Consider the following 25,609-nt stretch of genomic DNA (forward strand, 5'->3'; position numbering starts at 1 on the left):
ACAGTAGAGCCTTGTTAGTGACGGTGATGCGGGTCACGATGGGTGGGACTGGAGGTACGCCGATGCCCAACCCGTGGCTCGCCCTCGACCGCGACGCCGACCCGGCCGAGCGCATCCGGCAGGTGGGGCGTGCCCACGAGAGGTTCATGACGGGTGACGGACCGGCCCCGGCCGTCCGCGAGGTGGTCGCCGACTCCTGGCGCCGGTCGGCCCACGCCTTGCACACCGCCGACAGCACCGCCCCGATCGAGCTGGAGGACAGCGAGCTCGAGGCCTACCGCGCGGCGCACCCGCTGGCCCGGGTGCTGCCGATCTTCCGCGATCTGCTCGGCGGGCTGGCCGACGACGGCGACCATCTGATGGCGGTCTGCGACGCGTACGGGCGGCTGCTCTGGGTCGAGGGCACGGCGTCGGTGCTGGCCGGCGCCGAGGCGATGAACTTCGTGCCCGGCGCCCGCTGGGACGAGGCGCACGCCGGCACCAACGCCCCCGGCACCGCCCTCGCCGTCGACCACCCGCTGCAGATCTTCGCCACCGAGCACTTCAGCCGGCCGGTGCAGCGCTGGACCTGCGCGGCCGCCCCGATCCACGACCCGGCGACCGGGCGGCTGCTCGGCGCCATCGACGTGACCGGCGGCGACCACCTGGCCAACCCGCACAGCCTGGCGCTGGTGCGGGCCACCGCGCTGGCGGCCGAGGCCTACCTGGGCAGTCACCGGCCGTCGCCGTCGGCCACCGGCACGGTGACCTCGCTCGGCCGGGACGAGGTGGTGCTCTGCACCGGCGGCCGGCGGCTGCGCCTCGGTCGCCGGCACTCGGAACTGCTCGTGCTGCTCCTGGCGCACCCGGAAGGGCGTACCGGAGATCAGTTGACCTTTGATCTTTATGCCGATGACCTCAATCCGGTGACCGTGCGGGCCGAGCTGTCCCGTCTGCGCCGCACGCTGGGGCCGGAGCTGCTCGACTCGCGGCCCTACCGGCTCCGGGTCGAGCTCGACGCCGACTTCGCGGCGGTCATCCGCCTGCTCGAGCACGGGCGGGTGTCGGAGGCGCTCGACGCGTACGCGGGACCGCTGCTTCCGTCCTCGGAAGCGCCCGGCGTGGTCCGGCTGCGCCGACTGGTCGAAGGCCGGCTGCGCGCCGCGGTGCTGGCGAGCGGCGACCGCATCCTGATGCGAACCTGGCTGCACGCCCCCTACGGGGCCGATGACCTGCAGATGTGGGAGGGCTACGCCCGCCTGTTGCCGACCGGCTCGCCGATCCGTCCGCTGGCCGAGTCCCGCGTCCGTCAGCTGGCTCTCGAGTACGGCGTTGCAACGTCCTTGCAACGTCGCTGAAATTAGCGTCGTCCGCACCCCGACATAGAGGTACGGAGGCTGATCATGACCATTTACTCCCCGCCCGGCTCCGACGGCTCGATCGTCAGCTACCAGTCGCGCTACGACAACTACATCGGCGGCGAGTGGGTCCCGCCCGCCAAGGGTCAGTACTTCGAGAACCCCTCCCCCGTCACCGGCGAGACCTTCACCGAGATCGCCCGCGGCACCGGCGACGACGTCGAGAAGGCGCTCGACGCGGCGCACGGCGCGGCCGACGCCTGGGGCCGCACCTCGGTCGCCGAGCGGGCCAACATCCTCAACAAGATCGCCGACCGGATGGAACAGAACCTCGAGAAGATCGCGGTCGCCGAGGCCTGGGAGAACGGCAAGCCGGTCCGCGAGACCCTGGCCGCCGACATCCCGCTCGCGATCGACCACTTCCGCTACTTCGCGGGCGCGATCCGGGCCCAGGAGGGCTCGGCCGGCGAGATCGACGACGACACCGTGGCGTACCACTTCCACGAGCCGCTCGGCGTGGTCGGCCAGATCATCCCCTGGAACTTCCCGATCCTGATGGCGACGTGGAAGCTGGCTCCGGCCCTGGCCGCCGGCAACGCGGTCGTGCTCAAGCCGGCCGAGCAGACCCCGGCCTCGATCCACTACCTGATGTCGCTGATCGGCGACCTGCTCCCGCCGGGCGTGCTCAACATCGTCAACGGCTTCGGCGTTGAGGCGGGCAAGCCGCTGGCCTCGTCCAACCGGGTCGCCAAGGTCGCGTTCACCGGCGAGACCACCACCGGCCGCCTGATCATGCAGTACGCCTCGGAAAACCTGATCCCGGTCACGCTCGAGCTCGGCGGCAAGTCGCCGAACATCTTCTTCGAAGACGTCAACTCGATCGAGGACGACTTCCAGGACAAGGCGCTCGAGGGCTTCGCGATGTTCGCGCTCAACCAGGGTGAGGTCTGCACCTGCCCGTCCCGCGCGCTCATCCAGCAGAGCATCTACCAGGACTTCCTGGCCGCGGGCGTGAAGCGCGTCGAGAACATGAAGCAGGGCAACCCGCTCGACACCGACACCCAGGTCGGCGCCCAGGCGTCCAACGACCAGCTCGAGAAGATCCTGTCCTACCTGGACATCGGCCGTCAGGAGGGCGCGAAGGCGCTGACCGGCGGGGCCCGGGCCGACCTGGGCGGCAACCTGTCCGGCGGCTACTACGTGCAGCCGACGATCTTCGAGGGCAACAACTCGATGCGGATCTTCCAGGAGGAGATCTTCGGCCCGGTGGTCTCGGTGACGTCGTTCGCCGACTACGCCGACGCGATCAAGATCGCCAACGACACCCTGTACGGCCTGGGCGCCGGCGTGTGGACGCGGGACATCAACCAGGCGTACCGGGCCGGGCGCGCGATCAAGGCCGGTCGTGTGTGGACGAACTGCTACCACCAGTACCCGGCGCACGCCGCGTTCGGTGGCTACAAGCAGTCCGGCATCGGCCGGGAAAACCACAAGATGATGCTCGACCACTACCAGCAGACCAAGAACCTCCTGGTCAGCTACTCCCCCAAGGCGATGGGTTTCTTCTAGGCCATGGTCACCCGAGTCGACGTGACTCCCGCCGCCGCCGGCATGATGCGGCAGCTGCGGGAGCAACACGGTCCGCTGATGTTCCACCAGTCCGGCGGGTGCTGCGACGGCAGCTCGCCGATGTGCTACCTGGAGGGCGAATTCCGGACCGGCAAATCGGACGTGCTGCTCGAGTCCCTGCGCATCGAAGGGGTGCCCGAGCCGATCACGTTCTGGATGTCGGCCTCGCAGTTCGAGCTCTGGAGGCACACCCATCTGACGGTGGACGTGGTCCCCGGGCGCGGTGCCGGCTTCTCGCTGGAGGCGCCCGAGGGCGTACGGTTCTTGATCCGTTCCCGTCTGCTCACATCGGACGAGTTGGCGGAGTTGTCCGCCTGAGCGGACGGAAGAACGCCGCGGCGCACACGCGTCGCGGCGTTTCCGTGTGGTTTTGTCCGTCAGATGATCCCGAACTCGGTCGAGAGTGGTTTGGTCCCGAAAGCGTGCCGTTCGGAGCCGGGCCGCCGGCGAGGGAACGTCCGGAGAGGCAGAGTCGTCCTCCTCGGATCGACTGGGGAGGGTCAGATGCGCTTGTCGCGCTCAAAGAAAGCGGTGCTGATGGGCACGGCACTGCTGACGATCGGCGTGGCCGGGCGGGCAGCGGCCCAGGAAGTGCCGCACCATCACGCCACCAGGGCAGCGCCGATCTTCAAGACGCCGCCGCCCTCTTCCAAGCCGAAACCGAAGCCCAAACCCAAGCCCACGCACACCACGCCGGCCCACACCGTCGCGTCGCACGCTCCGAAGCTGGGGAAGAAGACCGGCGGCCCGGCGGGCAGCCATCTTTCGACCGGTACGCGGTCGGTGGCTCTCACCTTCGACGACGGTCCCGACCCGGTGCAGACCCCGCGGATGCTCAAGCTGCTCGCCCAGCAGCACGTCCACGCCACGTTCTGCCTGGTCGGCGAGAACGTGCAACGCCACCCCGAACTGGTCCGCAAGATCGTGGCCGGCGGCCACACGCTGTGCAACCACACGTGGAGCCACAGCCTGACCATCGGTAAGAAGCCGGCTGCCGAGATCCGGGCCGACCTGCAGCGCACCAACGACGCGATCCTCAACGCCGACCCGAAGGCCAAGATCGGATATTTCCGGGCGCCGGGCGGCAACTTCACGCCCAGCCTGGTCACGACCGCCCAATCACTGGGCATGACCTCCCTCTATTGGAAGGTCGACCCGCGCGACTGGGAGCACCCGCAGGGCGAGTCGGACGCCGCACACCAGACCCGGGTGATCAGGACGGTCGAGAAGCACGTCGGCAAGGGCGCGATCATCCTGTCGCACGACTACAACCAGCCGGACACGATCGCCGCCTACCGCACGCTGATCCCGTGGCTCCGCCACCGCTACCAGCTGGTGGCCATGCCGATCTAGGAAGGCCGTCGGTCAGTGCGAGGGCGGGATGACCCGGAGGTGGCCGCGGCGGCCGGTCTGGTGGCCGGGGAGGTGGTCGTTCTCGTCGGTGCGCGGGGGTGGCGCGATCGGCGGGCGGGCCGCCTCCCGGACGGCGTCGGCCAGCGCGACCAGGTCGTCGGTGGTGGGCGGGGGCGGGGCGAAATCGCCGTCGTGGCGCACCAGATCCCAGCCTCGGGGGGCGGTGAGGCTGCGGGCGTGTGGCTCGCACAGGTCGTACGTATGGGGCTCGGCGAACGCCGCGAGGGGGCCGACGACGGCCGTCGAGTCGCTGTAGACGTAGGTCAAAGTGGCGACCGCCTGTCGGGGACAGCCGTTCCGGGAGCAGCGCCGTGGTGACCTCACGGCGGCACGTTATCTCTCCGGTGCCTTGCGTGTGTCCCGATACCCCGCGACACGCCGACCCGCGATTGCATCACGATTCGGCCATGGGCGTTCGACACGCCGACTCCATGGGACGAATTCGCCGATCGGACACGCGGCGAAGGCTGCCTGAGCACTCTGATCGCCCCCGGAGGACTAGTCTTGCCGGGTGACCACCTCCGAGCGCCGCCGCAGCGAGCCGGGCCGTCCAGATCAGGGCCGCCCCGATCAGGGCCGCCCGGATCAGGCGCGGCTGGCCCGCCGGTCGGGGCCCGGGCATCCGTCCCGCCGCGATCGGCACGGGCGCGGCCTGCGGGGCCGCCTGGTGCCGGCGACGGTGCCGCTGGCCCGCACCAAGGCCGAGGTTTTCGACGACCTGGTGCTCGACACGGTCGAGGGCCTCGAGCGGCGTTACGCCAAGGAGCTGGCCGGCGTCGAGTTCGCGGTCGAGGACGTGCCGCCCGATCTCAACGTCTACGACTCCGACGTGCTCGAGGACGGCGAGGTGCCGCTGGCCCGCTTGCTGCCTGGGCGACCCGGCCGGCAGGAGCTCCCCCCACGGATCGTGCTCTACCGGCGGCCGCTGGAATTCCGGGCGATGGACCGCGAGGACCTCGCCGACCTCGTCCACGACGTGATCATCGAGCAGGTAGCCAACCTGCTCGGGGTGGACCCGGACGAGCTGACCTGAGCTGATGCGCTGGGTTTATGCGCTCGATCGCGCGTGCTGGGTTAATGCGCTCGATCGCGCGTGCGCCGCTGGGAGTTGATGAGTTTGTGCTGCGTTCGACGACGGCTTCGCCGGCGGCGAACGAAGCCCAAACTCATCAACGCGGCAACGCGCTCCTCGCTGAAGCGAAGGTCATGCGACCCGGCGCTTGAGCTTGCGGCGCTCGCGCTCGGACAGTCCACCCCAGATGCCGAAACGCTCGTCGTGGCCGAGCGCGTATTCCAGGCAATCCCCCTTGACCTCGCACCGGCCACAGATGCGCTTCGCCTCGCGCGTGGACCCGCCCTTTTCGGGAAAGAAAGCTTCCGGATCAGTCTGCGAACACAGCGCCCGTTCCTGCCACTCGGGCGCGTCCCCGAGCAGGTCTACCCCTTCAACCTGCGCTTCCATCGGCGTGCCTCCCAATTCCTCGCGCCGGCAGTACACCGACGCTGACCCCCCACGCACGCGGCGTGTTTTTTGCGGGCGGAGCCGAATTCTGCTGCGTCCCCATCCCACAACCCCACCGAAATTACACGCGTGTAAGACGTGCGTCGTCAAGCCGAACCTGATAAATAGGCCCGTTTCCCCGACGCGCCTGAGGCGCAACGTGGTCCCGTTCCTGCCCTATCTGTCAGGGGCGCCGATAGGTAACGCTCACCCACCACCGCACGTCCAATTTAACCCGATTTGTGACCTTGGCGCAGCCGGTGCCCTAGCCGGTGTGACGCAGGACGCAAATGCGACAGACGGCGACAGCCGGGCTCTGATAGCCCAGCTGTCGCTCAGTTAAACGCCATCACGCAAGAAAGATCAACGGCGGCCGTAGACGGTGGTGCGTTCCACGGCCGACCGGCCGGCGGCGGCCGCGAGTTCCTTCAGCTCAGCGACCGTACGCGCGGAACCGTGCTCGGATCCCGCCATGCGAGAAATGGTCTCCTCCATCAGCGTGCCGCCGAGGTCGTTGCACCCACCGTTGAGCATCGCTCGCGTGCCGTCGTCGCCGAGCTTGACCCACGAGCACTGGATGTTGTCGATGCGGCCGTGCAGCAGAATGCGGGCCATCGCGTGGACGACCCGATTTTCCCGCCACGTCGGGCCCGGGCGCGCGATGCCGGCCAGATAGATCGGCGCGTTGGTGTGGATGAACGGCAGCGCCACGAACTCGGTCAACCCGCCGGTGCGGTCCTGGATGCCGGACAGCACCCGGAAGTGGCCGAGCCACTGCCGCGGGTGGTCGACGTGGCCGTACATCATCGTCGAGCTCGAACGGATGCCCACCTCATGAGCCGTGCTGACGACCTCGACCCAGGTCGCGGTCGGCAGCTTGCCCTTGGTCAGCACCCAGCGCACGTCGTCGTCGAGGATCTCGGCCGCGGTGCCCGGGATCGTGTCGAGCCCGGCCTCCTTGAGCTGGATCAGCCAGTCGCGGATCGGGACACCGGCCTTCGACGCGGCGGTCACGATCTCCATCGGCGAGTAGGCGTGCACGTGCATGCCGGGCACCCGCTCCTTGACCGCGCGTACGAGGTCGGCATAGGCCGTGACCGGCATCTTCGGATCGATGCCACCCTGCATGCAGACCTCGGACGCGCCGTCGGCCCACGCCTGCTCGGCCCGGTCGGCGACCTGGTCGACCGAGAGGCGGTAGGCGTCGGCGTCCTTCTCCCGCTGGGCGAACGCGCAGAACCGGCAGCCGACGTAACAGACGTTCGAGAAGTTGATGTTGCGGTTGACCACGTACGTGATGTCGTCGCCGTTGACCTGTTTGCGCAGGTCGTCGGCGATGCGGGCCAGCTCGTCGAGCGCCGGGCCGTCCGAGTTGAACAGGGCCATCGCCTTGTCCTCGTGCTCCGGCAGCAGCAGGGCGGCCGGATTGTCGGCCGCCAGCTTGAGGCCCGCCAGCACATCGGTCGGCGTCGTGCGGCTGCTGTCGGCCTTGACGTGCGCGGCGACCTCGTTCCAGTCGCCGTAGACGTCGTCGAAGTCGGAACGCCGGTCGTCGGTGCGGCCGGTCGTGTCGATCGTCGCGAACAGGTCGGTGCGACCGGTGGCGAAGACGTCGTCCGGCTCCTGCCACGGCCGGCCCTCGAGCACGGCGTCCTCGAGGGCGAGGCCGTCGGCGCCGGCCAGCGCCGCCACGTGCGCCGCCAGCCGCGGATCGAGCCAGCCCTCGTTCGCACGGCGGACGTACTCCGGGTAGATCGTCAGGCGCTCGCGCAGCGTGAAGCCGGACTCGGCCGACCGCTCGCGCAGCAGATCGATCTGCGGCCACGGCCGCTCCGGGTTGACGTGATCGGGGGTCACCGGCGAGACGCCGCCCCAGTCGTCGATGCCGGCCCGCAACAGCAGGCTGAACTCGGCGTCGATCAGGTTGGGCGGGGCCTGGATGCGGGCCCGCGGGCCCATCAGCACCCGGCCGACGGCCACGGTGGCGGCCAGCTCGTGCAACTCGGCGTCCGGCATCCCGCGCATCGCCGTGTCAGGCTTCGCCCGGAAGTTCTGAATAATCACTTCCTGGACATGCCCGTACTCGCGGAAAGCGCGACGCATCGCGAAGAGCGAGTCGACCCGTTCGGCACGAGTCTCGCCGATGCCGATGAGAATGCCGGTGGTGAACGGGACCCCGACCCGGCCGGCGTCGTCGAGCACACGCAGGCGAACCGCGGGGTCCTTGTCGGGCGAGCCGAAATGCGGACCGCCCGGCTCCGAGAAGAGGCGGATCGCGGTCGTCTCGAGCATCATGCCCATGCTCGGCGCAACCGGCTTGAGGCGCTGCATCTCGGCCCAGCTCATGACGCCCGGGTTGAGGTGCGGCAGCAGGCCGGTCTCTTCCAGAACGGCGATCGCGCACGAGCGCACGTAGTCGAGGGTCGAGTCGTAACCGCGCTCGTCCAGCCACTGCCGGGCCGCCGGCCAGCGGTCCTCCGGCCGGTCGCCGAGCGTGAACAGGGCCTCCTTGCAGCCCTGCGCGGCGCCCTCCCGAGCGATCGCGAGCACCTCGTCACGCTCCAGGAACGCGGCCGGGAGCCGGTGCGGGACGGTGGCGAACGTGCAGTAGTGGCAGCGGTCCCGGCACAGCCGGGTGAGCGGGATGAAGACCTTGCGGGAGTACGTCACGACGCCCGGCCGCCCCGCCTCACGCAGGCCGGCGTCCCGGATGTTGCCGGCGATCGCGAGGAGTTCGTCGAGCAGGGGGCCGCGGGCGCCGAGCAGCGCGGCGGCCTCGTCGGCATCGATCGCTTTGCCGTCGGCAGCCCGGCGCAGCGCCCGGCGAATGCTCGCCTCGGTCGGCTGCGATTCCATGTTGACCTCTACCACGCAAGCAGCCTAGGCCGGAATCTTGACCGGTGCCGACGCCCCCGGAGTGTCCTGGAACACGAACGCCCGGAAGAGGTGCTCCCTCTTCCGGGCGTCCGGGCGATTCAGCTGCGTGGCGGGTCGGGCTCGGCGGGCCCGAAGCCGGGCCGCGATTCGTCGATCTTTTCCGTACGGTCGTCAGCCGGCTGTCGCGGCACCGCCTGGGTGGGTTCGCTGAACGGCAGCGCGCTCCCCGGTGCACCCTGGCTCGGCGGGGCGCTCGGCGGGGCGGCCGGGCTGCCGGGCGGGTAGGCCGGGCTGCCGGGCGGCTGCATCGGCATCGCCGACTGGTTCCAGGACGGGCCGGGCGGCGGCGCCTGTGACGGGGCCGGCTGGCCGTACGTCGTCGGGCCGAAGCCTCCCGGACCCGGCGGCGGGCCGGGGTGCCCGGGCGGCGGCGGTCCGTTGAATCCGCCGGGCATCGGGCCGCCGGGCATCGGTGCGCCGGGCGGGCCGCTCATCGGAGCACCGGGCATCGGGCCGCCGGGCATCGGGCCGCCGGGCGGGCCGCTCATCGGAGCGCCCGGGGGCGAGCCGTAGCCGGGCTGGCCCGCGAAGGCACCCGGGTTGAACGGCGGCTGCTGGCCGTAGACACCGGGCGCGGGCCGCGGCGCCTTGGGCGGCATGTAGAGCCGCTGCCAGATCAGGAAGACCGCGTACGCCGCGACGGCGAGCACCGCCAGCCAGCCGAGACGCACGAGCAGGCCCATGAACGCGGCCCGGGCCCCGGCGTCGGCGGCCAGGTTGATCAGGCCGATCAGCAGGCCGAAGAAGACGCCGAAGAAGGCGGCCACCGCGTACTCGATCAGGGCGGCCAGCACGATCAGGCGCGCCTTCGGGTGCCGCGGCTGCACCAGCAGGGCGAGCAGCACGGCGGCGATCGGGAAAGCGACGATCGGCAGGTTGACGAACTCGCCGAAGCTCCCCTCGGTGCGACCACCGAACTGGCCGGAACCGTCCGGGATCAGGTCGATGATCGCCACCAGCAGCCAGATGGCGGTGGCGCCGACCAGGGCGTAACTCGCGAGATCGCGCAGCGGGCGCAGGGTCTGCCCGACGCTGGTGCTCTCCGGGGGGCTGCTCACGGAATCTCCCATCGGCGTTTTCAGGTCGGCCCAGCCTAGACCGCTGTGGCACGCGGCACCGATACCCACCGGCGCATTCCGTCATGGGAGTGCGGGAGGATGGTCGGCATGCGGATCGTGGTCCTCACCGGCGGCATCGGCGGCGCAAAATTCCTGGTCGGGGTGCGCGCCCATGCCCGCACCATCGGCGCCGACGTCACGGCGGTGGTCAACGTCGGCGACGACGTGCGCATGCACGGCCTGCAGATCTGCCCCGATCTCGACAGCGTGATGTACACGCTGGGCGGCGCACACGACCCCGAGCGAGGCTGGGGCCGCGTCGGCGAGACCTGGGTGGTCAAGGAGGAACTCGCCGCCTACGGCGCCGAGCCGTCGTGGTTCGGCCTGGGCGACAAGGACACGGCCACCCATCTCGTACGCACCCAGATGCTCACCGCCGGCTACCCCCTGTCGGCCGTGACCGCCGCGCTCTGCGACCGGTGGCAGCCCGGCGTCACCATGCTGCCCTCGACCGACGACCGGCTCGAGACCCACGTGGTGGTCGACCTCGACGGCGAACGCAAGGCCATCCACTTCCAGGAGTGGTGGGTGCGCTACCGCAGCGCCCTGCCCACCCACCGGTTCATCTTCGTCGGCGCCGACGCGGCCAAACCGGCCCCAGGGGTGCTCGAGGCGATCGCGGCGGCCGACGTCGTGCTGATCGCCCCCAGCAACCCGGTCGTCAGCATCGCCCCGATCCTGGCCGTCGCCGAGGTGCGCGACGCGATCACCGAGGGCTCGGCCCCGGTGGTCGGTGTCTCCCCGATCATCGGCGGCTCCCCGGTCCGCGGCATGGCCGACAAGTGCCTGGCCACGGTCGGCGTCGAGGTGACCGCGGCCGGTGTCGGCGGCCTCTACGGCGCCCGCGGCTCGGGCGGCCTGCTCGACGGCTGGCTGGTCGACACGTCCGACGAGGGCACGTCGGTCCCCGGCGTCCGCACGGTGGCCGTGCCCTTGTGGATGAGCAGCGAGGAGAAGTCGGCCCGGATGGTCGCCGACGCGCTCGCCCTGGCCGGGGTCGCGTGAGCTAGCTTGGGTTCGACCGTAAGGGGGCGGAGCGGTGACTGACGGGCTCGAGATCCGGCCGGTGCGCGGCATCGGCGACATCATGGCCGGCGACGACCTGGTCGAGCTGATCGCCGACGCGGCGCCGTGGCTGGCCGACGGCGACGTGCTGGTCGTCACCAGCAAGATCGTGTCGAAGGCGGAGGGGCGCCTGGTCGAGGTGCCGGCCGACGGCCCGGAGCGCGACGCGGCCCGGGCTTCGGTGCTGGCGTCGGAGACCGCCCGGGTGGTCGCCCAGCGCGGCCCGACCACGATCGTCCAGACCCACCACGGCTTCGTGATGGCGGCGGCCGGCGTCGACGCGTCCAACGTGGACAAGACCCACCTGGTCCTGCTGCCGGCCGACCCGGACGCGTCGGCCCGCAAACTGCGCGCCGACTTCAAGGCGCGCGGCCTCGACGTGGCCGTCGTCGTCTCGGACACGATGGGCCGCACCTGGCGCAACGGCCTGACCGACATGGCCCTCGGCGCAGCCGGCATCGAACCGTTCCGCGACCACCGCGGCGAGACCGACCCGTACGGTAACGAGCTGCAGATCACCCAGATGGCGGTGATCGACGAGCTGGCGGCGGCGGGCGAGCTGGTCAAGGGCAAGTGCGACCAGGTGCCGGTGGCGGTCGTCCGCGGCCTGGGCACCTCGTCGCTCTCCGACGGCGCCGGGGCGGCTGCCCTGCTCCGCGACGCCGAGAGCGACATGTTCAGCCTGGGCACCTCCGAGGCCCGCGCGGCCGGCCTGCGCGACGCGGCGGTCCTGCCGGACGGTTCGCAGCTGGCCCTGCCCGGCACCCCGGCCGACCCGGCCGCCGTCTCGCGGGCCCTGTCGACCGTGGCCGAGCTGCTGGCCCACGGCACCGAGGTGACCCCGGCCGAGGTCCTGCCGGGCAACGGCGCGACGGCCGCCCTGCACATCGCCTGCTCGAGCAACTCCCCGGCCGCCTTCATGCGTCTGGGTGCCGACGTGCACCGCCTGCGGGTGGCTCTGGCCGCCGAGGGCATCCCGTCCGTGCCCCTCCCCCACGACGACGGCATCCGCCTCGACCTCTCGGGCTTGTAACACCGCCTGCCGCCGAGGTGAGCTGACCCGTGAAGTCAGAAGGCGACGGTCCCGGTGGGCACTCCCCACGGCCCTTCGGGGCGATGATCGGCTGCGCGGAGAATGCTCGGTGTGCTGTATGACGACGCGATGGCGGTGCTGAGCCGGTGGGAAGCTACATCAGCCGAGGCTGACGTCGCCCGGAAGCAGACGTTGAAGCTGCTTGAAGCCGGGCCGGTTGCGATGACGCGGGCGCACCGAGCAGGCCACGTGACGGCTAGCGCGCTGATCGTGGGCACCGACCGGCGGGTGCTGTTGTGCCTGCACGGCCGACTCCAGATGTGGATGCAGCTTGGCGGCCACTGCGAAGAGTCGGACGCGTCGCTCGCGGCCGCCGCCCGACGCGAGGCGACCGAGGAGTCGGCATCTCCGGCCTCGTCCTCGACCCCAACCCGATCGACGTCGACATCCACCCGGTGCGGTGCGCGCCGGCCGACGGACAGCGCGCCGAGCCGTCGTTCCACTACGACGTCCGCTTGCTGCTCCACGCGCCGGCCGGCGCCCGCGAGCAGATCAGCGAGGAGTCGGCCGCTCTGGCCTGGTTCACCGGCGACGACCTGCCCAGCCCGCTCGCCCCGTCCACGGCCCGCCAGATCGCGGCTGCCCTCGCCCGCATCCTGTAGTTCGTGCGCAAGTAAGCCGCTCGGAGCCGCGTCGCCGTCGCATGTCTAGCAGCGGCGACGTTCAGGGACGTATTCATACCCGCCGGCAACCGCATTCCGGGGCAGGCATCTCCGTCTTGGCTCGGCTCGGGCAGGCCAAGCATGGACGTCGAGGCCGCCGATGGAGTTCAGGTCATCAACAGGTCAAAAGCCGGGTGCAACCGAGCGGCGCCATTCTTGGCGATGACATCCAGAGCGACGGGATGCTAAAGTCTCGCCCATGCTGCCGGAGGTCGCGAAGTCCCGTATTGCGATTCTACGTTACCGTACACGGCTCTTTATGGCCCGGCTCCTCTTCGGTCGCCCAAGGACGCTAGACCTTGTCAATTTGATTCTTGCCATCATCGGGGCTTGGTCGGTAATTTACCAAATTCTCAAATTTTTTATCCCTAAAGGCACTGGTGGCGCCGGGATTGCAACCGCTGGGTTTGCCGCCCTTCTGATCGCAGCAGCATTGACGTGGCTTCGCCTGACGCGCCGCCCTCAGGATCTGTTCCGGTCAGCATCGACGTCCGAAGATAAAGCTGAATCATTGCGAAAAATAATGCTTGACGGAATGACAAATGATGCAGCCTACGAGAATCTAGCGTCGTTATACTCGCCCATCATCGAACTGGCCGCCCAGCAAATGCCGGGCATTCGGGTTGACTGCCCTCTAGACATCCACGGCAAACGCACACTAGTTCTCACCATTGCTGCACCCGCACAACAAACGTTAGACAGCCTGATTAACGAGCTCGGCCCAGAGCAAGATCTCAGCTGGAAATCCAGGGTGTCAAAATTTGCTCCTGAGCGTCAGTCCTTCATGGCGACCCTACGGCGGAGCGTATTCTTCGCAAATCGCTTTGGCGACGAAGGCGGCTCCAACCTGGTTTTGGTCGGTACGAGCGCCACTCCGGATCTCAAAATGTCTGTCCGCACCGCCACATACGGACAGATAGTGCGTACGTCAGACTCGCTCGTCAACGAGTTCGCCATTTTCGCAAACTATATTCAGTATTCTGCCTTCCGTCGCCGCTCTCGCCCGCTACAAATACACGCAAACGACATTCTAAAGGTGCTTCCTTGGCGACGAACAGTTCACTCCTGGGAGGATCCGAAAGACCTCCTACTGGCGCCACAAAGTCGAGCAGCCGGCTTAGGCGTCTCACTCTCACTGATCGATCAACTTGAGGGCGACGCGACTGTATTCGTGGCACGTCGTTCATCAAGTGTAGGGACATATCCTGACGTACTGCACGTCGTTCCGTCCGGAATGATGAATGTTCACGGCGATATTCGTCATGTTCCATCCGCCCTCTCGGGCCTCCCACGACTCTCGATGCTAGCCGAGTTTTTGGAAGAATGCCTAGACATAGCTGAATTTTCTGGCCATTCCGCCGTGAACTTTGCCGAGCGTGTGGCTGATAAGCTAGACGAATTACGACTCAACGACTTGGATCCCACTTTCACCGGCCTTGCGATAGATCTACTCAACCTTCGCACGGACGTGTGCGGGGTTTTGGACCTCAGCGGTCGCTACTCCCTCCTCAATAGGTTCAATTTATCCTGGGAATACACGCACACTGAACGGCTTCATCGCGTAGGTATCGCATCACTCCCAATAAGCTTGAGCCGCACCGATTTTGTTCAGTCGGGGATTGGCTCGGCCTACCTTGCAGCTATGTGGCTGGCGGCATACCGAGCAGACAAGGCAGGGTCATAGACGAATATGAATTCTATAGCAGTTTTTGCGCCAGCTCGAGTTGACCTGTCCCCCGGATTCAGCGACGTAGAACCCTTCTGCACAGAGAGCCCAGGCCACGTGGTCAATATGGCGCTCAGTCGAGGCATAGAAATTCACGTCGAAGATCGCACGGTCTCGAACACAGCAGAATCTTTTGTTGACCGATTATGTCAAATCACAGCAAATCGGCTCTCTATTCCTCGGCCTGCCATCCATGTTTCATCTACTGCTCTACCGGTAGGCAGCGGATTAGGCTCCTCAGGCGCGCTGTCCGTCGCCATTGCATATGCTTTAAGCGGACTAGCGCAAGCATCAATGGAGCCGGACGCGATTCTTCGACTCGCCTGCCAATCGGAGCGCGACACGGGCCTCACCGGCGGCACGCAGGACCAGTTGGCCAGTATTCACGGCGGGTTGGGCATGGTCCGCCGGTACAATGATTTCGGTACCAGGAGTCCGATAGCCGCGGATCTGGCGACGCTCGGCGAACAACTGGTATTGGTTCACGGCGTCGGTAGCCGCTATTCGGGATCGATTCTTGATAACATCATCCGCGAAAGACCCCGCAGCACAGTGACGAGAATCATTGAATCCATAAACAGGTTGAGCGCTCCGGTCGCATCGAGTCTCTCAGCGAGCGACTACACGCAATTCGCTTCATTGATCAACGAGGCCCACGAACTACTGCGAAGCTTGCACCCAGACATCGTTGGAGACGGCATCAACGCATGGCTCCGCAGCCTCGGTGCCGAGGCAGCAAAGCCATGCGGGGCCGGAGGGCCAGGAGCTGTTTGGGTTACGGTAGTGCACCCATCAAAACGCACAACCTTCCTGACCAACATTAGCGAAACAGACTGGACAGTTTTGGACGCCTCTCCGAGTGCCTCTGGCCTCGTAGAACTGACTTCGACTGCACCAGCCGCGGCCGACGATGGACCGACGCCACGGGCTGCAAGGGGCGCTAACCCTCCGCCGTCATAGCGTCGAGGATGCGGCTGCTGGAGTCGGCTTTGTCAGAGCCCCCGATTCCATAGAGCATGCGAATATTGTTACGCGCACCCGAATCGATCTCCTCCTGAGGAAGATTGCTTATGTCCCGCCTGTCACCCCCGTTGCAGAACTCAAGCTCAGCGTCCGGATAGTGAGATCGAATCAGGTCGAAGGTGCCGTCGATGCCAGGACCATCCTCAACTGCAATGAACACCTCATCAACAAGCTTGAGTGCTCGGATGATGCGGGCGCGAAACTCGGCTTCCTGGATGACCCGTCCCTTTTTGAGAACCTGCTGCTTATCGTTGTTAACCACGACGATCAAGTATCCGGATCGTTCGCGCGCAGCCTCCATCAGGTCCAAATGACCGTGATGTAGCGGGCTAAAGTACCCACTTACGATTGAGGCCTTGGCCGGCCGCCGCGGAGCGGTCATCGTTAGAGTCCTCCAAAATTGCGAGATCGTCACGTCGAGACCCTATTGTAGTGATGGCCAGGATGAGCTTAGAAACTGGCCAGAGTGTCCACCTTTCAGCTAGTTGCCACGCGTTTCCACGTCGTGACATGCACTTCCGCGCTCGATGCCCAGGCGAACTCCTTGGCCCGGTCGAACCCGGCCTTGGCCAGGGTCGCCCGGCGCTGCTCGTCGTGGAGCAGGTCGGCCAGATCGGAGGCGATGCGGTCGGGGTCTTCAGTCGTATAAGCGACAGCGTCGCCGCCGACCTCGGGCAGCGAGAGCCGCGGGGTGGTGAGCACCGGCGTGCCGCAGGCCATCGCCTCGAGGATCGGCAGGCCGAAACCCTCGCCGAACGAGGGGTAGCAGGCCACCAGGGCACCGCCCAGGAAACCGGGCAGATCCGCGTACCTCAGATAGCCGGGACGCAGCAGGCGCAAGTGCGACGGAACCTCGCCGACCGCCCGGTCGATCTCGTCGTCGTGGCCTTGGCCACCGGCGAGAACGAGCGCCGGCGGGTGCGGCCAGTCGGCGACCGCCCGAGCCCAGCCCCGGATGAGGTTGGGAACGTTCTTGCGGGGCTCCTTGGCGCCGAGGAAGGCCACGTAACCCGAGTCGCTGAGGCCGAGGCGGGCCCGGACGCGGGCCTTCTCCTCTTCGCTCGGCATGTGGAACGCGGTGTGGTCGACACCGTGGTAGGCCACGTCGATGCGTGTCGGGTCGGCGTCGAGCAGGCGGATCAGCTCGTCGCGGGTGGCCTTGCTGGGCACGATCACCCGGGCCGCCCGGCGCAGCGATGTCTTGATCGCGCTGCGGAAGAACGTGCGCTTGGTGTTGTCGTAATGCTCCGGCTCGGTGAAGAACGTCGCGTCGTGCACGGTGACCGTCACCGGGCAGCCGGCCCGCAACGGGCACGTGTAGAACGGCGAGTGCAGCACCTGAGCGCCCACCTGCTGAGCCAGCAGCGGCAGCCCGGTCTGCTCCCAGGCGAGGCGGGCCGGGCGGTGCGCGACGGCGGACGGACCGGCGATCACCTCGGCGTTGACGAGCATGCGGCTGTAACGCTCCGCATCCGAGCGCTGGGCCACGACGACCAGATCGACCCTCTCGGGGTCGAGGTTTCCCAGAGCGCCGAGGAGCCCGTCGACGTATCTGCCGACGCCTCCTCGGTCTGCGGGGACGCTGGTGGCGTCGACTAGCACTCGCGGGGGGCGACCGGCGGTCACGAGGCAACTCCCAAAGAGGTTGTAATTCAGACCACTGGCAAGACTACGCCCGGAATGCATCCGGCATGTCACCGCGACACCGCCCAGTTGCCAGCGTTTCCCCGATCCGCCGGTGTCATCGATCGGCCGTTCAGGAATGGCTACCCAGGGTGACGCGATTATCGTGAATCACGTGGAATCAACGATCCCCCAGGCGCTCGCCTCGGCCGTGCGGCACTTTCCGACGACCCCGTTGCTGACCTACTACGACGACAGTTCGGGCGACCGCACCGAGTTGTCGGGTGTGACCCTCGACAACTGGGTGTCCAAGACCGCCAACATGCTCCTCGACGGTGTCGGGCTGGCGCCGGGCGACACGGTGGCGGTGCTGATGCCGCCGCACTGGCAGACGGCGGCGATCCTGCTCGGCGTCGCCTCGGCCGGCCTGGCGGCCGACCTCGGCGATCGGCCGGGTGCGGTGGATGCGCTTTTCACCACCCCGGAGCAGCTCACGGCCGCGGCGGCGAAGGCCACGATCGACCGGTACGCGACGGGACTGCTGCCGTTGGCGATGCCGCTCCGGTCGGTGCCGGACGGCTACCAGGACTACGTGCTCGAGGTGCGCAACTACGGCGATCACTTCGGCGGCGCCCCGGCCCCGGGCCCGGACGACGCGACGGTGCTGCACCGGGCCGCCTCGCGGGCCGCCGAGCTGGGCATCACGGCCGGGGATCGGGTGCTGGTCGACGCGCGGGCCTACCCGGATCCGGTCGACTGGCTGTTCGCGCCGCTGGTCGCGGGCGCGTCGATCGTGCTCTGCACCCACCTCGACCCGGCCAAGCTGGAGGCCCGCGTCGACACCGAGAAGGTGACGCGGACGCTCACCCGTTAGAAGCCGACGGCGACCAGCAGGTACTGCGGGTCGGCGTGGGAGACGTACGTCGACTGGGAGTGGACGTCGTCGTAGGGGAAGCCGTAGGCCTTGCCGTCGATGGCGTTGGCGTGCCAGAACTCGGCGTAGAAGTTGGCCGGCGCCGACCGGTAGTAGGTCGACGGGCTGGAGTTCGGGTCGGAGACGTGCCGGTTCAGGGCCGCACATCGGGTCGGGTCGCCGGCCAACGGGCCGGCGCAACCCAGAATGTCCGCAGTGGACGCCGCCTTGGTGTAGGGGGCGAAGTAGCCGGCGTACTTGCCGCCCGATTTGAAAGCAGCGTCACCGCCCGGCGACAGGATTTTGTCGGTGCCCTGGGCCAGGTGATCGAACTCGGCCGGAACCGCCGCCTTGAAGCGGGCGAAGGTGGCGGCCCGCGACTCCTGGAAAACCCTCTGCGACTCCCCCACCTGCTCGTCGGAACCGTCCGCCGCGTGCAGGCGCATCGCGATTTTCAGGACGAAGGCGTCGACCCGGGTGGTGTTGCCGTTGAACTGCTTCGGACCGACGGAGAACTCGATGAAGTCGGCGTATTTGCCGGTCGGCGAGCCGACGTGGAAATACATGCGACCGGACGAGTTGGCCGGCATGTCGAGGTACGGGCGGTCGGCGATCGAATGCGTCTGCCCGTTGAAAGTCCAGTAGACCTTGCTGTCCGGGTAGGCGCCGTTCGTGCGGTTGAGCACCTTGACCGTGAGCACGTTGTTCGCCTTCGGGATGTCCGCGGTGCTCCCCCAGAAGGACGCCGAAGAATTCCCCGCGACCTTGGCCGGCGGGTCCTTCGGGCGGGAGGCGGACGGCGAGGGCAAAACGGACCGCGAGGCCGACGGAGACGGCGACGGCGAAAGCGAGGCCGGGCCCGGCAGAACCGCGGACGACGAGACCGACGGCGCCGCGACGGGCGCGGCTTCCGACGTACGCGAAGGCGTACGGGAAGAGGGCGCACACCCGGCAATCAGGGTGACCACCGACAACGCCGAAAGGCTCCACACACGAAGACGCACCCGGGCAGCCTGAGCCACGTGGAATGCCCAGGTCAACGTGAGAATCGACGCCGGTCGGTTTGTGTTATCGCCGGTGGGCGGCGCGCTCGCGGGCCAATTCCTCGAATGCGGTCAGCGACTCCGGGTTGGCGAGAGCGCCCTTGGCCGCCGCCGATTCCACAGGTGTGCCGGTGAGGATTCTTTTGACCGGCACCTCAAGTTTCTTGGCCGAAAGCGTACGCGGCACCGCGCGTACCTGATGAATCTCGTCCGGAACGTGCCGCGGCGAGAGCGACCCGCGCAGTTCGCTCCTGAGACGCGCCCGCAGGGCGTCGTCGAGGTCGACGCCCTCGGCGAGCACCACGAAGAGCAGCAACTCCCCGTTCGGGTCGTCGCCCTGCTCGAGGTGGACCACCACCGAGTCGAGCACCTCGGGCAGTCCCTCGACCACCGAGTAGAACTCGGACGTGCCGAGGCGCACGCCACCCCGGTTGAGCGTCGCGTCGGACCGCCCGGTGATCACGGACCGGCCGGCCGAGTCGATCGTGATCCAGTCGCCGTGCCGCCACACGCCGGGGAAGACGTCGAAGTAGGCCTCGCGGTAGCGCTTGCCGTCGGGGTCGTTCCAGAAGCCGACAGGCATGCTCGGCATCGGCGCCGTGATCACGAGTTCGCCCAGTTCGTCGGTCACCGACCGGCCGGCCGGGTCGTAGGCCTCGACCTTGGAACCCAGGCAGCGGCACGCGATCACGCCCTCGATCACCGGAAGCAGCGGCGCCGAACCGACGAACCCGGTGCACACGTCGGTGCCGCCGGACAACGATTGCAGCTGAAGATCCTTGCCGACCGCCTCGTAGACCCAGTCGAAACCCTCGGGCGGCAACGGCGCACCCGTCGACCCGATAGCCTTCAGCTTCTTGCGCGGCGTCAATCCGGCCTTCCGGCAGGCCATCAGGAAAGGCGCGGAAGTGCCGAAATAGGTGATGCCCGCCTCGTCGACCAGATCCCACAGGGCCGACATGTTCGGATAGCCGGGGTGGCCGTCGAACATGACCACCGCCGAGCCGACGGCCGGGCCGCTGACCAGGAAGTTCCACATCATCCAGCCGGTCGTGGTGAACCAGAAGAAGCGGTCCCCCGGGCCCAGATCGTGGTGCAGGGCGAGCATTTTCAGGTGTTCGAGCAGGATGCCGCCGTGGCCGTGGACAATCGGTTTGGGCAGCCCGGTGGTGCCCGAGCTGTAAAGGACATAGAGCGGGTGCGCGAACGGGACCGGCTCGAATTCCAGCGGGTCGTCGCCCTTAAGATCGGACCAGTTCCCCGCGGTGCCATCGAGATAGCCGATCGTCACTACCTCGTCGATCGACGGAATGGCGTCCTTGATGGCCGCCACCTCGTCGCGACGGCTGATCGCCTTGTCGCCGTAGCGGTAGCCGTCGACCGCCACGAGCAGTTTCGGCTCGATCTGGGACCAGCGGTCGATCACGCTGCGGGCGCCGAACTCGGGTGCGCACGACGAGAAGGTGGCGCCCAGGCTGGCGGTCGCGAGCATCAAAACGTACGTCTCGGGGATGTTCGGCGCGTAAGCCGCCACCCGGTCACCGCGCCCGATCCCCCGGGCTTTCAGCCCGGACCGCACCTTTCGGACCTGCTCCCGCAATTGCCCGGCGGTCACGCTCACCGGTTCCCGGCTCTGCGAGTACGCGAGGACGACCGGATCGTCGTCCTTCAATCCCGGCATGCGCAGGACGTGCTCGGCGTAATTGAGGGTGGCGCCCGGAAACCAGACCGCGCCCGGCATCGACGCGTCGGCGAGCACCTCGGTCGGCTCATCGCGGGCTGCTACTTCGAAGTAGTCCCAGATCGAGCGCCAGAACCCCCGGAGATCGGTGACGGACCAGTCCCACAATTCCTGATAGTCGGCGAACGCCAGGCCGCGCTCGCGCTCCAGCCAGGACATGTAGTGCCCCATCCGGGAGGTATCCCGGGCATCGGCCGGCGGTTCCCACAAAACTGTGCCCGTCATTCCCACACCTTAACGCTCACTCAGCTCGCGCTTTTTGGATGGCGGTCCGGCGCGCCAGACGATGCTCGCGCCTGATCAGAGCCTCCCGGAAACGGCGCTGATCCTCCATGTCTTCCGGCAACACGGGCGGAACCGCACGCGGGTGACCGGCCACATCGACGGCGACAAAAACCAGATAGGCGGTGGCCACGGTGAGCGGTTCGGTGGCGGCCGCATCCCAGCGCTCGGACGTTACGCGTACGCCGACCTCCATCGAACTACTGCCGGTCCAATTCACCTGGGCATAGGCGCTGACGAGGTCGCCCACGCGGACCGGCTCCAGAAAAATGATCTCGTCGATGGCGGCGGTCACGGCCGTGCCCCCGCTGTGCCGGGCGGCCGCGGCACCCGCCACGTCGTCGACGAACTTCATCAGCACACCGCCGTGGACCGTTCCGTACAGATTGACGTCGACCGCCGTCATTATTCGGCTGAGCGTTACACGGGAGTAGGCGGTCGGGCGGCCGATCGGTTCGTTCGATGGATGCCCCGGTGTCTGATCGGTCATAAGGGGTACGTTACGGCGCGGTTCCGCGTCATCGCCCAGGCCAGGTACGGTCCGGACGTGCGCCACTTACGATCGATCCTGTACGCCGTCGTGCTGGCACCCGCGGTCTGGGTGCTGGTCGCGGTCGGGCTGACCCACGATCTCACCGCCCGCGGACGGGACGGGTTCGCGGTCGAGTCGTTCATGGGGCTGCTGATGTTGCTGCTCGGCGGCGCCGCGTACGGGATCCTGGTTTTCGCCCCGATCTCGCCGCTCGGTCCGACGGCGGCCGGGGTGGTGTTCTTCGCCGCCGGGGTTTGGGCGATCTCGTCGCCTTCGTCATATGCCGACCTGTGGCCGGCCGGCGTCGTCAAGGACGGCTTCGACCTGAGCCGGCCCGGTTACGGGCTGGCCGCGCTGCTGTCGGTGCCCATGATCCTGACCGTGCTGAGCGTGCGGCGGTGGCGGGGCTACGAGCCGCTGGTGCTGCCGCTGATCGGACAAATCGGACGGGCGGCCGCGCCGGGCATACCGATGGCGAGGATGGAGACGGCGGTGCCGCCGGTCGCCGATGGGGCCGAGGAGGCCGAGCGGACGACGCTGCTGAGGCTGTTCGAAGGGCCGGAAGAACGGACGACGCTGCTGAAGCGGCCGGCCAAGGACGGCGACTCGACGACGGTGGTCCGGATTCCCATCCCGACGGACGGCGAGTCGACGACGATCATCCGGAGCCCGGCCGCGTCGAGCGCCGGCCTCGACGCGGAGGGGCCGAGGGTCGCCCGGCCGGAGAACGGCGAGGAGCCGACCGCAGACGTCACCGGCGACGCCGAGCCAACGGCCGCCATCGCCTCCGAAGAGCCGACGACGGTCATCGCCGCCGGGGAGTCGACCGTGGATATCTCCGCCGGAGAGCCCACCGCGGACGTCACAGCCGAGAAGCCCACCGCGGACGTCACAGCCGAGGAAACGACCGCAAATGTGGCGGCCGAGGAACCGACCGTAGATGTCGAGGCCGAGGGGCCGACCGTAGATGCTGAGGCCGAGGGGCCTGTGACTGTTGCCGGCGTCGAGGAGCGGCCGACCGAGCCTAAGTCGGAGGGCGAGTCGGAGGGCGAGTCGGACGCCCAGTCGGCGGCCGACGCTGAGGGCCTCGATGTTGCGGACGAGCCAACGGACGAAGAGCCAGCAGCCGCGGATGTCGCTGACGACGAGCTGACGACCGTGCTGGTCGCGGGAGAAACGTCCGCGGCGGCCGCTGACGACCAGCCGGTCGAGGCCCCGAACGGCCGGGCGAACGCCGAATCGGACGAGGAGACGCCGTCCGACCTGGTGCCGATCATGATCTCTGCGGCGGAAGTGGCGGAAGACGCGCTGGAGGCGGCCGAATTCGTCGAGGAGACCACCTACCTGATCGTGGCCGACGAGACTCAGCCTTCCTTCCGGCTGCCCGGCGAGGAGACCGTCGTGGTGCACCCGGCCGCGCGCATCCCCGGCGAGACGACGCAGATCCTGGGTACGCCGGGCGAGGACACCCGGGTCATCGTGCAACGTCCGATGGACGACACGCAGGTGATCCGGTCGCCCGATGACGGCGAGCGCACCCAGCTGCTCGGTCCGAAAGCAAAGAAGACCGGTCCCGACCGGCGCGGGTCGATCGCGGGCGCCGAGAGTCCCAACTTCGCGGACGACCCGACCGGCCGGCTCCAGCGTCCGGCCGCCCAGCCGGACGAGCCCGCCCGATCGATGACGGTGATGAACATCGAGCGGCCGCCGGAGGACCCGCCCGAGATTCCGTCGCCCCGCCGGTCGCCCGAGTCGGACGGCTGAGAGTTAGTACAAATGATCGAACGATGTAGTAAAGTCACGACATGGAGCTCACGCCGCGCCAGCGCAGCATCCTGACGGTTATTCGTGACTGGGTCGACGAGCACGGTTATCCGCCGACCATGCGGGAAATCGGCGCCGCCGTGGGACTCGCCTCCCCGTCGACGGTCGCGCACCACATGACGATCCTCGAAAAGAACGGCTTTCTGCGACGCGACGCGCGCGGTTCCCGCGCGGTCGACATCCGGCCGCCGGCCGCGCAGAGCGACAACGACGTACGCGTCCCGCTCCTCGGCGCCATCGCCGCGGGTGCTCCGATCCTGGCCGAGCAGCATGTCGAAGACGAGCTGACGCTGCCGATGTCGCTGGTTGGGCACGGCACTCTGTTCGCCCTCAAGGTTCAGGGTGACTCGATGGTCGACGCGGCGATCTGCGACGGCGACCTCGTGGTGGTGCGGCAGCAGCAGGTGGCCGAGGAAGGCGAGATCGTGGCCGCGATGCTCGACGGCGAGGCGACGGTCAAAGTTTTACGCCGGCGTGACGGCCACGTCGAGTTGCTGCCCCGCAACCCCGCTTACCAGCCGATTCCGGCCGACGACGCGGTCATCCTGGGCAAGGTGGTGAGCGTCCTGCGGCGCGTTTGAGCCGATAACACGTTGCAAACCGTACGTACGTCTTGTTTAAATCCAGGGCGTGCTGATCCTCATCGCGGCCACCTTCGTCAATGCGTTCGGCAACGGCGCCTACCTCACGACCGGCGTGCTGTTTCTGACCCGGGTCGCCGGGCTCTCCCCCGCCGCAATGTCGGCCGGGCTCAGCATCGGCGCGGCGGCCAGCATGGTCTCGATGACCCCGCTCGGCTACCTGGCCGACCGCTACGGCCCGAAACGCCTGCTCATCGGCGCGATGCTGGTGCTCGCCGTGGCGTACACGACGCTGCTGACCGTGCACACCCTGCCGGCGTTCGCCGTGCTCTCCTGCGTGATCGCGGTCGCGATGGCCCTCACCAAAGGCGCCAACGGCGCCCTCATCGCCGGCTCGGTCCCGGTCGATCAGCGCCTCCGGTCCCGCGCCGTCCTCCGCTCGGCCACCAACGCCGGCATCGGAGTGGGCACGCTGGTCGGCAGCCTTCCGCTGCTGCTTCACGGCCATTCGGCGTACGCCGGGGTGCTGCTGACAAACGCAGCCTCGTTCGTCATCGCGGCCGCCATATTGACTCGGGCCCATCCCGTACCCCCGCAAGCGCGACCCGCCGCGGGGCCGCGCCTGATCGCCCTGCGTGACCGACCGTTCCTGGCCTTCGCCGCCCTGGACGGCCTGATGACCAGCACCTTCAACGAGCTGATCGCTATCGGTCTGCCACTGTGGCTGGCGGCGCGCACACACGCCCCGCTGTGGCTGATCTCGGTCGCCCTGGTCATCAACACAGCGGGCTGCGTCCTGCTGCAGGTCCGCGCCACCCGGGGCATCGACGGCGCGACCGCCGGCGCCGGGGTCTCCCGCCGCGGCGCCGCAATCATCGCCCTCGCGTGCGCGGTGTTCGGCCTGACCGCCGGGCTCCCCAGCCTGGCGGTCGGCCTGCTGGTGATGGCAGCCGCGGTCATCCACGTATGGGGCGAACTCCAGATGTCCACCGGCAGCTGGGCAATCCTTTTCGGACTGGCACCCGAGACGGCCCAGGGTCAATACCAGGGCACCTACTTCGCCGGCCGCCAAATCGGCGACACCGTCTCCCCGCCGCTGATCACCGCCTGCGTCCTCGGCCTCCACACGGCCGGCTGGTTCGTACTGGCCGCATTGTTCCTGGTGGGCGGCCTGCTCTACGGCCCCCTGATCCGTCGAGCGCCACGGCCCGCGGTGGCATAGTTCGTCCACAGGGGTGCCCATTGATCTCGCTCAGCCGGAAGAATGGACGCCGGATCGGGTTGTCGGCTCGACCGCCGCAGACCAGCACGACTATCGCCGCCACACCCTTCATGACACCGCCGGGCGTCGTCCCGGCCCAGACGCGACATCCGCCGCCGTGCATGGGCGACGAGCGAAGTCGCTTGAGAGCTACCGCATGGCGCTCCTGCCGGCAGCCGCCGGAAGGAGCAGCGACGCTCCTCGGTGCCTGCCACTGAGCGAGGCCGTGAGGTGCAGGCTGCGAAATCCGGTGCTGGCCAGGGATTGAGGCGGTCGCTGAGTTCGTGATGCTCCACAGTGGATCC

At 68.1% G+C, this 25,609-nt stretch carries 23 protein-coding genes and 1 pseudogene; 15 read left to right on the forward strand and 9 right to left on the reverse strand.

Annotation, left to right across the window (positions count from 1 at the left end; genetic code table 11):
* The first annotated feature begins 62 nt into the window (after nucleotides 1-62).
* The 4 genes from ACIA5C_RS19420 (at nucleotide 63) to ACIA5C_RS19435 (ending at nucleotide 4,319) form a co-directional block, all read left to right on the forward strand.
* Nucleotides 63-1,337: a GAF domain-containing protein gene (locus tag ACIA5C_RS19420; protein WP_396056400.1), complete on the forward strand. Its 1,275-nt coding sequence runs from the start codon at nucleotides 63-65 to the stop codon at nucleotides 1,335-1,337.
* Between the two features lie 45 nt (nucleotides 1,338-1,382).
* A complete protein-coding gene (adh, locus tag ACIA5C_RS19425) occupies nucleotides 1,383-2,906 on the forward strand; it encodes an aldehyde dehydrogenase (protein WP_396056402.1) in 1,524 nt (507 codons plus the stop codon).
* Between the two features lie 3 nt (nucleotides 2,907-2,909).
* Nucleotides 2,910-3,284 carry a DUF779 domain-containing protein gene (locus ACIA5C_RS19430; protein ID WP_396056403.1) on the forward strand — a complete coding sequence of 125 codons (375 nt, stop codon included), beginning with the start codon at nucleotides 2,910-2,912 and terminating at the stop codon, nucleotides 3,282-3,284.
* A 186-nt stretch (nucleotides 3,285-3,470) separates the two neighbouring features.
* The gene (locus tag ACIA5C_RS19435; protein ID WP_396056405.1) at nucleotides 3,471-4,319 is read left to right on the forward strand and encodes a polysaccharide deacetylase family protein; all 849 of its coding nucleotides are present in this window, start codon (nucleotides 3,471-3,473) and stop codon (nucleotides 4,317-4,319) included.
* Between the two features lie 12 nt (nucleotides 4,320-4,331).
* Here the strand turns inward: ACIA5C_RS19435 and ACIA5C_RS19440 are convergent, their stop codons facing one another.
* Nucleotides 4,332-4,703: a DUF3499 domain-containing protein gene (locus ACIA5C_RS19440; RefSeq protein WP_396056407.1), complete on the reverse strand. Its 372-nt coding sequence runs from the start codon at nucleotides 4,701-4,703 to the stop codon at nucleotides 4,332-4,334.
* Nucleotides 4,704-4,974: 271 nt separating this feature from the next.
* Between ACIA5C_RS19440 and ACIA5C_RS19445 the strand changes: the two genes are divergently transcribed.
* The gene (locus ACIA5C_RS19445) at nucleotides 4,975-5,412 is read left to right on the forward strand and encodes a metallopeptidase family protein (protein WP_396056668.1); all 438 of its coding nucleotides are present in this window, start codon (nucleotides 4,975-4,977) and stop codon (nucleotides 5,410-5,412) included.
* Between the two features lie 171 nt (nucleotides 5,413-5,583).
* Here the strand turns inward: ACIA5C_RS19445 and ACIA5C_RS19450 are convergent, their stop codons facing one another.
* The 3 genes from ACIA5C_RS19450 to ACIA5C_RS19460 form a co-directional block, all read right to left on the reverse strand.
* Nucleotides 5,584-5,841, reverse strand: coding sequence for a WhiB family transcriptional regulator (locus ACIA5C_RS19450; protein ID WP_364106949.1), 258 nt, complete (start codon nucleotides 5,839-5,841; stop codon nucleotides 5,584-5,586).
* A gap of 402 nt (nucleotides 5,842-6,243) precedes the next feature.
* Nucleotides 6,244-8,736, reverse strand: a complete 2,493-nt coding sequence (locus ACIA5C_RS19455; protein WP_396056670.1) for a bifunctional FO biosynthesis protein CofGH — start codon at nucleotides 8,734-8,736, stop codon at nucleotides 6,244-6,246.
* A 119-nt stretch (nucleotides 8,737-8,855) separates the two neighbouring features.
* Nucleotides 8,856-9,875: a hypothetical protein gene (locus ACIA5C_RS19460; protein ID WP_396056409.1), complete on the reverse strand. Its 1,020-nt coding sequence runs from the start codon at nucleotides 9,873-9,875 to the stop codon at nucleotides 8,856-8,858.
* Between the two features lie 108 nt (nucleotides 9,876-9,983).
* Between ACIA5C_RS19460 and cofD the strand changes: the two genes are divergently transcribed.
* The 5 genes and pseudogenes from cofD to ACIA5C_RS19485 all read left to right on the forward strand — a co-directional run bounded on the left by cofD (nucleotide 9,984) and on the right by ACIA5C_RS19485 (nucleotide 15,441).
* A complete protein-coding gene (gene cofD / locus ACIA5C_RS19465; RefSeq protein WP_396056411.1) occupies nucleotides 9,984-10,940 on the forward strand; it encodes a 2-phospho-L-lactate transferase in 957 nt (318 codons plus the stop codon).
* 82 nt (nucleotides 10,941-11,022) lie between these two features.
* A complete protein-coding gene (locus tag ACIA5C_RS19470) occupies nucleotides 11,023-12,033 on the forward strand; it encodes a coenzyme F420-0:L-glutamate ligase (RefSeq protein WP_396056672.1) in 1,011 nt (336 codons plus the stop codon).
* 102 nt (nucleotides 12,034-12,135) lie between these two features.
* A pseudogene (locus ACIA5C_RS19475) lies at nucleotides 12,136-12,695 on the forward strand (NUDIX domain-containing protein).
* A gap of 259 nt (nucleotides 12,696-12,954) precedes the next feature.
* A complete protein-coding gene (locus ACIA5C_RS19480; RefSeq protein WP_396056413.1) occupies nucleotides 12,955-14,439 on the forward strand; it encodes a hypothetical protein in 1,485 nt (494 codons plus the stop codon).
* A gap of 108 nt (nucleotides 14,440-14,547) precedes the next feature.
* On the forward strand, nucleotides 14,548-15,441 hold the full coding sequence (locus ACIA5C_RS19485) for a hypothetical protein (protein WP_396056415.1): 894 nt from the start codon (nucleotides 14,548-14,550) through the stop codon (nucleotides 15,439-15,441).
* Here ACIA5C_RS19485 and ACIA5C_RS19490 read toward each other — a convergent pair.
* Together ACIA5C_RS19490 and ACIA5C_RS19495 are read right to left on the reverse strand one after the other, a co-directional pair.
* Nucleotides 15,422-15,886 (reverse strand): adenylyltransferase/cytidyltransferase family protein, encoded by a 465-nt coding sequence (locus ACIA5C_RS19490; RefSeq protein ID WP_396056674.1) that lies wholly within the window; start codon nucleotides 15,884-15,886, stop codon nucleotides 15,422-15,424. The genes ACIA5C_RS19485 and ACIA5C_RS19490 overlap by 20 nt on opposite strands.
* Nucleotides 15,887-15,981: 95 nt before the next feature.
* Nucleotides 15,982-17,130 (reverse strand): glycosyltransferase family 4 protein, encoded by a 1,149-nt coding sequence (locus ACIA5C_RS19495; RefSeq protein WP_396056417.1) that lies wholly within the window; start codon nucleotides 17,128-17,130, stop codon nucleotides 15,982-15,984.
* A gap of 172 nt (nucleotides 17,131-17,302) precedes the next feature.
* Here ACIA5C_RS19495 and ACIA5C_RS19500 point away from each other — a divergent pair, with 172 nt between their 5' ends.
* Entirely contained in the window at nucleotides 17,303-18,001 is a 699-nt protein-coding gene (locus ACIA5C_RS19500; RefSeq protein WP_396056420.1) for a TIGR03089 family protein, read from the forward strand.
* Here ACIA5C_RS19500 and ACIA5C_RS19505 read toward each other — a convergent pair.
* Nucleotides 17,998-18,741, reverse strand: coding sequence for a glycoside hydrolase family 64 protein (locus tag ACIA5C_RS19505; RefSeq protein WP_396056422.1), 744 nt, complete (start codon nucleotides 18,739-18,741; stop codon nucleotides 17,998-18,000). The genes ACIA5C_RS19500 and ACIA5C_RS19505 overlap by 4 nt on opposite strands.
* On the opposite strand from ACIA5C_RS19505, the gene ACIA5C_RS19510 reads away from it, so the two are divergent.
* Nucleotides 18,728-19,057 carry a hypothetical protein gene (locus ACIA5C_RS19510; RefSeq protein ID WP_396056424.1) on the forward strand — a complete coding sequence of 110 codons (330 nt, stop codon included), beginning with the start codon at nucleotides 18,728-18,730 and terminating at the stop codon, nucleotides 19,055-19,057. The genes ACIA5C_RS19505 and ACIA5C_RS19510 overlap by 14 nt on opposite strands.
* A gap of 51 nt (nucleotides 19,058-19,108) precedes the next feature.
* On the opposite strand, the gene ACIA5C_RS19515 is transcribed toward ACIA5C_RS19510, so the two are convergent.
* Nucleotides 19,109-21,049, reverse strand: coding sequence for an acetoacetate--CoA ligase (locus ACIA5C_RS19515; RefSeq protein WP_396056426.1), 1,941 nt, complete (start codon nucleotides 21,047-21,049; stop codon nucleotides 19,109-19,111).
* 16 nt (nucleotides 21,050-21,065) lie between these two features.
* Nucleotides 21,066-21,596 carry an acyl-CoA thioesterase gene (locus tag ACIA5C_RS19520; protein ID WP_396056428.1) on the reverse strand — a complete coding sequence of 177 codons (531 nt, stop codon included), beginning with the start codon at nucleotides 21,594-21,596 and terminating at the stop codon, nucleotides 21,066-21,068.
* Nucleotides 21,597-21,653: 57 nt separating this feature from the next.
* Between ACIA5C_RS19520 and ACIA5C_RS19525 the strand changes: the two genes are divergently transcribed.
* The 3 genes from ACIA5C_RS19525 to ACIA5C_RS19535 are packed head-to-tail and all read left to right on the forward strand — an operon-like array spanning nucleotide 21,654 to nucleotide 25,265.
* Nucleotides 21,654-23,402: a hypothetical protein gene (locus ACIA5C_RS19525; RefSeq protein WP_396056430.1), complete on the forward strand. Its 1,749-nt coding sequence runs from the start codon at nucleotides 21,654-21,656 to the stop codon at nucleotides 23,400-23,402.
* 41 nt (nucleotides 23,403-23,443) lie between these two features.
* Nucleotides 23,444-24,043: a transcriptional repressor LexA gene (gene lexA, locus ACIA5C_RS19530; protein WP_396056432.1), complete on the forward strand. Its 600-nt coding sequence runs from the start codon at nucleotides 23,444-23,446 to the stop codon at nucleotides 24,041-24,043.
* 49 nt (nucleotides 24,044-24,092) lie between these two features.
* Entirely contained in the window at nucleotides 24,093-25,265 is a 1,173-nt protein-coding gene (locus ACIA5C_RS19535) for an MFS transporter (protein ID WP_396056434.1), read from the forward strand.
* Nucleotides 25,266-25,609 lie beyond the last annotated feature (344 nt).

Source organism: Actinoplanes sp. NPDC051343 (genome assembly GCF_044455125.1).
In the GTDB taxonomy this organism is placed as follows: domain Bacteria; phylum Actinomycetota; class Actinomycetes; order Mycobacteriales; family Micromonosporaceae; genus Actinoplanes.

Bases quoted from the DNA above. Each gene is read 5' to 3' on its own strand.
- ACIA5C_RS19480 (WP_396056413.1), top strand. From the start codon at position 12,955: ATGCTGCCGGAGGTCGCGAAGTCCCGTATTGCGATTCTACGTTACCGT.
- ACIA5C_RS19430 (WP_396056403.1), top strand. From the start codon at position 2,910: ATGGTCACCCGAGTCGACGTGACTCCCGCCGCCGCCGGCATGATGCGG.
- ACIA5C_RS19435 (WP_396056405.1), top strand. From the start codon at position 3,471: ATGCGCTTGTCGCGCTCAAAGAAAGCGGTGCTGATGGGCACGGCACTG.
- ACIA5C_RS19470 (WP_396056672.1), top strand. From the start codon at position 11,023: ATGGCCGGCGACGACCTGGTCGAGCTGATCGCCGACGCGGCGCCGTGG.
- lexA (WP_396056432.1), top strand. From the start codon at position 23,444: ATGGAGCTCACGCCGCGCCAGCGCAGCATCCTGACGGTTATTCGTGAC.
- ACIA5C_RS19455 (WP_396056670.1), bottom strand. From the start codon at position 8,736: ATGGAATCGCAGCCGACCGAGGCGAGCATTCGCCGGGCGCTGCGCCGG.
- adh (WP_396056402.1), top strand. From the start codon at position 1,383: ATGACCATTTACTCCCCGCCCGGCTCCGACGGCTCGATCGTCAGCTAC.
- ACIA5C_RS19490 (WP_396056674.1), bottom strand. From the start codon at position 15,886: ATGACCGCTCCGCGGCGGCCGGCCAAGGCCTCAATCGTAAGTGGGTAC.
- ACIA5C_RS19515 (WP_396056426.1), bottom strand. From the start codon at position 21,049: ATGACGGGCACAGTTTTGTGGGAACCGCCGGCCGATGCCCGGGATACC.
- ACIA5C_RS19520 (WP_396056428.1), bottom strand. From the start codon at position 21,596: ATGACCGATCAGACACCGGGGCATCCATCGAACGAACCGATCGGCCGC.
- ACIA5C_RS19485 (WP_396056415.1), top strand. From the start codon at position 14,548: ATGGCGCTCAGTCGAGGCATAGAAATTCACGTCGAAGATCGCACGGTC.
- ACIA5C_RS19420 (WP_396056400.1), top strand. From the start codon at position 63: ATGCCCAACCCGTGGCTCGCCCTCGACCGCGACGCCGACCCGGCCGAG.
- cofD (WP_396056411.1), top strand. From the start codon at position 9,984: ATGCGGATCGTGGTCCTCACCGGCGGCATCGGCGGCGCAAAATTCCTG.
- ACIA5C_RS19450 (WP_364106949.1), bottom strand. From the start codon at position 5,841: ATGGAAGCGCAGGTTGAAGGGGTAGACCTGCTCGGGGACGCGCCCGAG.